This window comes from Pirellulales bacterium, assembly GCA_035499655.1.
GTDB lineage: Bacteria > Planctomycetota > Planctomycetia > Pirellulales > JADZDJ01 > DATJYL01.
This window is the reverse complement of record DATJYL010000191.1, coordinates 46,278-54,694: the sequence shown is the minus strand read 5'-3', so window position 1 is coordinate 54,694 and position 8,417 is coordinate 46,278. Positions and strand designations below refer to the sequence as shown.

The window sequence follows — 8,417 nt, the reverse complement described above, 5'->3', positions numbered from 1 at the left end:
GAGTTGGTTGCATCAGTTCCGACGGCTCCGCATCCGCTGGGACCGAAACCCACTCGTCCATCAGGCCTTCCTCACCCTTGCCGCAGCGATCATCTGTTATCGTACTTGGCTTAATGAAAGCTAGTTTTGTCCGGTGGCTCTAAATAAGAACCCCCTATAATGAGGAGATTGTCGTGCAAACACAATAAGAACGGCCTGTGGCAAGGAATATGCACTCTGAGATTTCAATCCGTTTTAGAGATGACGTCGACCCATCGCGGATGCTTGTTGGCATGGCAGATTCAAGCGATCCTGAAGAAGTGCTTAAGCAGTCATATCTGAAGTCAGATACAGATCTCTTATCAAATGTGGCCTATTCTCACATTGAGTCATCTTGCTTGTATCTCGCATTCGTTGACGACGATCGTTCATTTCGGGTTCATCTAGAATCTCGACGGGATAGGGGCAATTTAAAGAAACTTGTCCTGAAGTCAGAGGAAGTCGCTGAGCGTTTTTTAGATCAGGCAAAAAGGGCCGGCTATCGCCATAAATCCGTAAGAATCAGTCTCTTTTCCGATGAATATTCTGATGAATATCTCATCACGACAGGACTCCGATTGAGTTTTTTTCTGATTCTATGGAGACGGTTTGCTGATACAATCTATTGGGATGTGGCCATAGCACTTTCTACGACAGTTTTAAGTGTGCTGTTTACGAAACAATGGACAGAAGCTGGCATAGCAGGAATGGCGGCATTTTTATCGATTCTGCTATGGTTGGTAATTGAATTAAAAGTCGAGGGCGAAATATATGATTACGAACGATTCTGAAAACCAATTCATTTCGCTCCTTGGAGCACGTCTCCAAGAAAAACATCCGGGGTTAACAATAGAAGTGCCGGCCTCCGGGGTAAACGTTCCGACGCCAGACTTGATTGTCATAAATCCCAGTACGGGTACATCGTTAGCATTAGAGGTCAAAAGTGGTTTTCAATCCACTCACTTACCCATATCGGCAATATCACAATTGCGTGCACTCCGCAATTCTTGCCAGCTGCAGGGCAAGACCGACGTAGTATTAGTTACCACAGGTGAAATTCCCACCCTCGTTAAGAATGGTCTGGCCAAATCAGGAATCTCAAGTTTTTCTGTACAAACAGCCTATGATGCGGTTGATACTCTTGAGCCGAAATTACGAGAATTGGAATTGGGCTAGGTGTTCAAGTGCTCGTGCCCTACAGCCTTTCTACCGCGTGGTCACATGCGAAGTAACCCGCCGTTCGGCGCGCGATTGATCGGGATCGCGGTGCAACGGGCCCGTAATCAGCCGTGCTCCACGGTCGTACGATAAATACGACCACATCCATTGAAAAGTCACGATGAATCGATTGCGGAAGCCGATCAAAAACATCACATGAACGAACAGCCAAGATGCCCAAGCCAGCACGCCGCCAAATTTAATTCTGCCAAACTGAGCTACCCCCGCCGATCGGCCAATCGTCGCCAGTTGACCCTTGTTGCGGTACTTAAACGGTTGCGGCGGCTGGCTGTGTAGTGCCCGCATAATATTCTTTGCGGCGTGCCGGCCTTCTTGAATGGCCGCCGGAGCGACGCCCGGAACCTGCGAGCCATCCGGCAGCTTCAGACTGCTTAAATCCCCCACCACAAAGGCCTCAGGGTGGCCCGGAATCGCCAGCGTCGGTTCCACGGCAACGCGCCCACAATGATCGACCCGCACGCCCAACATGCGCCCCAGGCGCGAACCGTGGACGCCCGCCGCCCACAACACGGTGCGGGCGCAAATGCGCTGGCCCCCCACAAACACGCCGTGGTCGTCGATGAATGTGACGATTTTTTTCGTCCGCACTTCGACGCCCAGTTTTTCCAACTGCCGCCGGGCCTTATCCGAGAGCTTAGGCGCAAAGGTCTTCAAGACACGGTCTGAGCTTTCCAGCAAAATCACGCGGGCCTGCTTGGGGTCGATGTGCCGAAAATCGTGAGCCAAGGCGTGTTGAGCAATTTCGCAGATCGCGCCGGAGAGTTCCACACCCGTTGGACCGCCCCCCACGATCACAAACGTCAACCACGAGCGCTGCAGTTCGAGGTCGGTCTCGCGCTCCGCCAGCTCAAACGCCGACAGCACGCGGCGGCGAATTTCCAACGCGTCGCCAATGCTCTTCAAGCCTGGCGCGTAGGGTGTCCACATTTCATGCCCGAAATAGGAATGCCGCGCTCCGGTGGCGACAATTAAATAGTCGTAGGAAATCTCTTCGTCGGCCAGCACGACAATCTTGTCACTCAAGTCGACCGATTTGGCCTCGGCCAGCAGCACTTCCACATTTTTTTGATGGCGCAGAATGCGGCGAATCGGCACCGCAATGTCGCTCGGGTTCAGCGCCGCCGTCGCCACTTGATACAACAGCGGCTGAAATAAATGGTGGTTGCGACGGTCGATCAGCGTGATCTGCACCGGTGCACGGCGCAAAGCTCGTGCCGCATTCAATCCGGCAAAGCCGCCGCCAATAATTACGACCCGCGGCAATCCATCAACCATGGCGAGGGAAAATTAAAGTCCGAGTTGGCGGCAAAATTCCTCCGCAGGAAATTCGCTTCCCTCACTCCCCCCCAAGCCGCCAGATCGTTCTCGACATTGCTGCCGGCCGATCTGCCGCCGCCACGCTTCTTTTTTAATCGAGCGCCGCTGGTTTTTCCAGTATTCCGCTTTGAAATTCTGCGGGGCTTAAACTTCTTGTTACAGGCCACTCGCCGACCGGCGTCGCCGGCCGCTCAGCAAATACAAATTCGCCCGCACTTCCAACAGCGGATCGGCGCTGGCTTCGATGCCGTCGACCTGCGGCCGCGGGTCGAAAATGATTTTCTTCAGCTCTGGCTCTTGGTCGTTTTCGCGCTTGCTCAGCGTGACCGTGCCGAATTCAATTTCCTGCCGATTCGCCGGCCAGCGGACGGTGGCATCGTCGGTTTTGTCGCCCGCTTCGGCCAGTTGTACCATCATGCGATACTTCACTGGCCCTTTGGCAATCCGCTGAGTGAATTCATCAAACAAAAAATTGGGCGATTGCTTCGCCGCTTGCTCGTCCGTTAGATATTCATTCCCCGCCTCGGGAAGAATGCGGTACCGGCCAAACCGGCTGGCGCCTTCCGCATTGGTGAATTTAAACGCCGACACGCCAAAGAACGACTCACGCGCAAAGCTGGTCGGAATGGGCTTGGGCATTTGCACAAATGCCAGCGCAGTGGGGTGCGACATCACGAACGCTTCGACCGGCGTGGGATGCGAGGCCGCTGAGAGGCTGGCCGCAACTGCCCGATTCAATTCTAAAAACTCCTCGCCGGTACGGACCGGAAAGCCATCGGCCGAGTGCGCCACAATATCGGTATGCACGTGTTCGGCCAAATAAAACCGAATCGCCATGCCCCGCGGACTGGCAATGTGGGGATCATTATCGGGAACTTCCGGCACGCCGGCAAAGTCCGAAAACCGCACAATCACATTCGTCGTCGGCCGCGCCACATGCGGAGCCCGCGTCAACTGTTTGGCAGCCGCCGTGGGTGTGAACGTGCCGCTGCACATTACCCCCTTGGCATGCACCGGCCGAAAGCCAGGATGCAGGCCGAAAACGTTGTCGAACGATTGCAGCAAATCCTTGATCAGCGGATCGCTCGGATCAGCTTTTCTGCCTATGGTTTGTTTTTCGACGACAACTGGCATCAATCCCTCCTTCGAAATGATTTCGATCTGGAAGTGCGCCCCATTTTTTCCAAAGTGATGGCCCGAGCGCCGCCTGCCGTCTTGCCTTTCGCCTCATTCTCAAATTCAGCCTTGCGGACTCAGTCGTCGGAAATGATTTCCGATAAGAACCAGGTTCGCCGTTCAGTTTCGTCGATCCAAACTTCGATCAGGCTGGCGGTGGCCACATCTTTGTGCTCGTCGCAAATTTCATGGGCTTCACGCAACGAACGCGTCAGGCGCTGATTGTCGTTGCACAGCTCGGCCAGCATTTCGCGCGGTGCGACAAATTCTTCGTTGTTGTCCTTCAACCGTTGATGCTTGGCGATATCGCTGATCGAATGCAGCGTGGTTCCGCCGATTTTCCGGGCGCGCTCGGCAATGGGGTCGGTCATGGCGAAAATTTGGTCCGAATGCTCGTCCAGCAGCAAGTGATAATCGCGAAAGTGCGGCCCGCTCATGTGCCAATGAAAGTTTTTCGTTTTCACATACAGCGCAAACACATCAGCCAGCACCGAACGCAGTGCTTCGCAAATTTCCGACACGCCGCTACGGTTCAAATCTGTCGGTGTTTCCAACGCATGATTTTTTCGCGATTTGGGTTGGGTCGCTGTCATTGGAGCCATGATTCGGATCTCCTATTTGTGGTTTGGTATTGTGTTCCCAATGGGAAAGTTCGTTGTAACCCGAATGGTCGTCGTCCACAACTGGTGCAAATGGTGTACCGTGAAAGTTTCGTATTCAGGGTGAAGCTTTTTTCTAACTCGCAGTTCACAAGGTGACCACAATTTTCCCAATCTGCTGGTTCGATTCCAAGTAGCGATGCGCCTCAACAATTTGATCGAGCGTGAAAGTTTTGGCAATGACCGGCTTGAGTTTGCCGCTGGCCAAGCCGCCCACCACAAAATCGACGCCTCGTTTCAGCCGCGCCGGATCGCTGGTGATTTCCAGCATGACGTACCCGCGAATGGTGATCCATTTGCCCAGCACTTCGAACAGCGGCAGCGGCGTCGGCTCGGTGCTTAGCGCTCCGTATTCAAACAGAATTCCGCTCTTCGACAGGGCAGAAACTAATTTGGCGACCGTTGGCCCGCCCACGGGATCAAATGCCATTCGCGCACCTTTGCCGCCGGTCAAGCGTTTGACTTCCGCGACCAAATCTTGCTCTTCCGTGGCGATGACCTGCGCGGCGCCCAGCTTTTTCAATTCCTCGCGCTTGTTGCTCTTACGGGTGAGCGCAATCGGCGTTGCGCCGACCATGTTCGCAATCTGAATTGCGGCCAAACCGACGCTGCTGGAAGCCGCCGGGATGAGCAACACATCGCCGCCTGCTAATTTGCCGATGTCGATCAATGCGCCGTAGGCCGTCATGTACTGCATCCAAATCGCCGCGGCCTCGGTCCACGACAAATTGGGCGGATGCTTGGCGACAGCCGACGCCGGCGCATTCGCCAATTCGCCATACAGGCCGTACTGATTCAGCGAAAACGACGGAATCGTGCTCACCGCATCTCCCGGTCTCACCTGCGTCACGCCGGAGCCGACGGCCGTGACGGTGCCCGCCGCTTCGTAACCCAGCCGGGCCGGAAGCTTCGGCTCTTCCAAATACTGGCCCAAGCGAAACATCGACTCGGCCCGGTTCAAGCCCAGCGCTTTCACGGCAATTTGCACCTCGCCGGCGGCCGGCGGCAGCACGTCGACATTTTCAATCTTCAACACTTCCGGACCGCCTGTTTGATGGAATCGCACGACGCGCGCCATGAAATTTCTCCTTTGATTTTGCGGAGACTGATCGCAGTTATTTGGCAACGGCGAAATTTATCGCACGCCGCCGGAAATGTAGAACGATTCGCCGGTGATCCAGCTCGAATCGGCCGAGGCCAGAAACACAGCCGCCCCAGCGATATCGCCCGGTTGACCGATGCGGCCCAGCGGCGCTTGGGCTTCGTACTGCTTGCGGAAATCGCTCTCGGTGATTCCGACGGTATGTGTGCCTTCGGTTTCAACCATGCCAGGGTTGATGCTGTTGATCCGAATTTTCCGCGGACCTAATTCCTTGGCCAAAGCGCGGGTGACGGCGTCGACCGCGCCCTTCGTACCACAGTAAACCGCAAAGCCAGGAAAGCCGGTGGTGCTGGCGACCGAACTAAGATTGATGATGCTACCGCCGGCGCCCATGATTTTGGCCGCTTCCTGCGTGGACAAAATCAGGCCTAGCACGTTCAGATCGAACTGTTTGTGGAAATGCTCGGGCGTAATTTCGGCGAGCGGCGCCGTGTAGTAAATGCCGGCGTTATTCACCAAAATGTCGAGTTTGTCGAACGCTTTCTTTGTTTCCGAAAACAGGCGCTTAATTTCTTCAGGCTTGGTGACATTCGCCTGCACAGCCACGGCTTTGCCCCCTTTGCCGGTGATTTCCTTGACGACTTTATCCGCCGCTTCCTTGCTTGAGCTGTAATTGACAACGACGGCGGCTCCTTCGGCCGCCAGGCTTTTGGCAATGGCCGCGCCAATGCCTTTCGATGCCCCCGTAACCACCGCCACTTTTCCAGCCAGCTTACCAGCCATGACGCGGCTCCTTGTTTGAGTGATAGATTCAGAATCTCAAACTCGCTTGACCGAATTGCCGAACGAAGCCAATAAGCATCGACATCGTTCCGCCAACCAATCAATCCGCCTGGCATTCATCTTTCGCGTTTGGCCACGAAAGGCAACCCCTCACACTTCGTACACCATCCGCCCGTGGTGTTGGCTGCGGGAGATTTGCTCGGTGGCGTACAAACCGGCTAACACAAATTCCACACAGCTTGCGCGGACGGCGGGATCGGCGGCGGCGTTGACTTCGAAGGCTTTGTCCCAGGCCGGCGGCACGCGCTTCAACCGTTCGGCGTAGTGCGACGAGGGGAGCATGTCGCCGACTTCAATCTTCACCCCTTCGGCAAAGATCTTGGACACTTCGTCCAGCCCGTGCTTGTCGACGTATTCTTCAAACACGGTTTTAATCGCTTCGGCGATCACGGCGTCGAGCACTTGCCGCTCGGTCATTTGATGGCTCCCCATCAAATCGAGTTCCAATTTGCCCAGCGACGAGGCGTAAATGTGTCCCAAATCGCTGATGCGCGGCACCGCCGGCTTTTCGCCCAGGCGAATGGCCCGCTGCCGGGCGCTGGCCACCAGGGTGCGATAATTGGCGATGCTGAACCGCGCGCTGACGCCGGAATTGTGGTCGATGTATTTGCTCCGCCGCGCGGCCACCGTAATTTGCTCCACAATTTGCTTCATGAAGTACGGAACCACGACGGGAAAATCGCCGTCCAAATTCAGCGCCGCCTCCTGCTCCATAATCGCAATGCCCAAGTCGCGCTCCTTGGGGTAGTGCGTGTGGATGACCGAGCCAATGCGGTCCTTCAACTGCGGAATGACTTTGCCGCTGCGGTTGTACGTGGCCGGGTTGGCCGAGAATAAAATCAGCACATCAATGTCGAACTTCACCGGGTAGCCGCGAATTTGCACGTCGCGCTCTTCCAGAATGTTGAACAGCCCGACCTGCACCAACTCGTCCAGCTCCGGCAATTCGTTGATGGCGAAAATGCCGCGATGCAGCCGCGGAATCAGCCCGAAGTGCAGCGCTTCTTCCGCGCCCATGCTGGTGCCGCCGGCGAGTTTGGCCGGATCGATTTCCCCAATGATGTCGGCGAATTTCGTTCCCGGGGCCAATCGCTCCGCATAACGATCTTCCCGCCGCCACCAGCCGATGGGAACCATTTCTTCCGAGTGGCTTTCTACAAACCGCCGGCACACCACCGTGATCGGTTTCAGCGGATCATCATGCAGTGGGGCTTCAGGAATATCGATGTACGGAATGGCTTCGTCTAGGAACCGCACCAACAGCCGCATCAATCGGCTTTTGGCCTGTCCCTTCTCGCCCAGAAACAGCATGTCGTGCTTGGCCAATAGGGCGATGTTAATTTCCGGAATCACGGTGCTGTCGTAGCCCAAAATGCCCGGAAACAACTCGTCGCCGCTGGCCAGCATCCGCAAAAAGTTATCGTGAATTTCCTGCTTGACAGTTTTCGATTGCCAGCCGCTGGCGCGAAGTTCTTTCAGCGTGCGGGGCTTGGTCAATAGCGGCGATGACGTAGATACGTGCATGATGGTAGATCGTGGTTGCGATGAAGAGTAGAGAATGAAAACGATGGCGATGTCTCGATTATAGCGCGCGATGCTCCGGAGGGAACGGCGTCAGCGCCCGCAACTCATACCCAAGGAAGACCGCTGGGCGACCTTAACGGCGACGGCCAATTTACTGCCGCCGATTTGCTATCGCTGCTCGCCATGCTCCAATCCGGCGGCGGCTCCGCCAATCCAGTGCCCGAGCCATCGGCAGTCGTGCTACTGCTCCTAATGCTCTGGTCATCGAAGCTCTGGCATCCTCCAAAGTGGTATGACCATTGATCGCGCGGCTGATATTTCTGTCGGTCGACGCTATTTTCTTGAAATCGTTCGATATTCCGGATATTATGGCGACTTAGTTACCAGCGTTTGGGTTGCGCAATGCCGGGGGGATTTACAGGGGGAATAGGCTTCTGTGGGATTCTTCCCATTCTCTATCTGCCTTTGAATCAGCCACCGAGGGGAGAGGGTTGCGCTGAATCAGGCGGCGGTTCCAGGCAATTTTTGGGAGGAGAATA

General features: G+C 55.4%; 8 protein-coding genes. 2 read left to right on the top strand and 6 right to left on the bottom strand.

The genetic code is table 11. The features are described 5' to 3' along the window. Positions 1-272 precede the first annotated feature (272 nt). Complete coding sequence (locus VMJ32_14010; protein HTQ40136.1) at positions 273-809, top strand: hypothetical protein; 537 nt, start codon at positions 273-275, stop codon at positions 807-809. After that, complete coding sequence (locus VMJ32_14005; protein HTQ40135.1) at positions 790-1,194, top strand: hypothetical protein; 405 nt, start codon at positions 790-792, stop codon at positions 1,192-1,194. Before VMJ32_14010 ends, VMJ32_14005 begins: the two co-directional genes overlap by 20 nt. 30 nt (positions 1,195-1,224) lie before the next feature. Here the strand turns inward: VMJ32_14005 and VMJ32_14000 are convergent, their stop codons facing one another. The 6 genes from VMJ32_14000 to VMJ32_13975 form a co-directional block, all read right to left on the bottom strand. Then, positions 1,225-2,532, bottom strand: coding sequence for an NAD(P)/FAD-dependent oxidoreductase (locus VMJ32_14000; protein HTQ40134.1), 1,308 nt, complete (start codon positions 2,530-2,532; stop codon positions 1,225-1,227). Between the two features lie 198 nt (positions 2,533-2,730). Next, positions 2,731-3,708 carry a catalase family peroxidase gene (locus tag VMJ32_13995; GenBank protein ID HTQ40133.1) on the bottom strand — a complete coding sequence of 326 codons (978 nt, stop codon included), beginning with the start codon at positions 3,706-3,708 and terminating at the stop codon, positions 2,731-2,733. 119 nt (positions 3,709-3,827) lie between these two features. Continuing rightward, positions 3,828-4,352, bottom strand: coding sequence for a DNA starvation/stationary phase protection protein (locus VMJ32_13990; GenBank protein HTQ40132.1), 525 nt, complete (start codon positions 4,350-4,352; stop codon positions 3,828-3,830). Positions 4,353-4,497: 145 nt separating this feature from the next. Continuing rightward, positions 4,498-5,487: a zinc-dependent alcohol dehydrogenase family protein gene (locus VMJ32_13985; protein ID HTQ40131.1), complete on the bottom strand. Its 990-nt coding sequence runs from the start codon at positions 5,485-5,487 to the stop codon at positions 4,498-4,500. A 57-nt stretch (positions 5,488-5,544) separates the two neighbouring features. Beyond that, a complete protein-coding gene (locus VMJ32_13980; protein HTQ40130.1) occupies positions 5,545-6,294 on the bottom strand; it encodes a glucose 1-dehydrogenase in 750 nt (249 codons plus the stop codon). A gap of 150 nt (positions 6,295-6,444) precedes the next feature. After that, the gene (locus tag VMJ32_13975; GenBank protein HTQ40129.1) at positions 6,445-7,878 is read right to left on the bottom strand and encodes a magnesium chelatase; all 1,434 of its coding nucleotides are present in this window, start codon (positions 7,876-7,878) and stop codon (positions 6,445-6,447) included. Positions 7,879-8,417 lie beyond the last annotated feature (539 nt).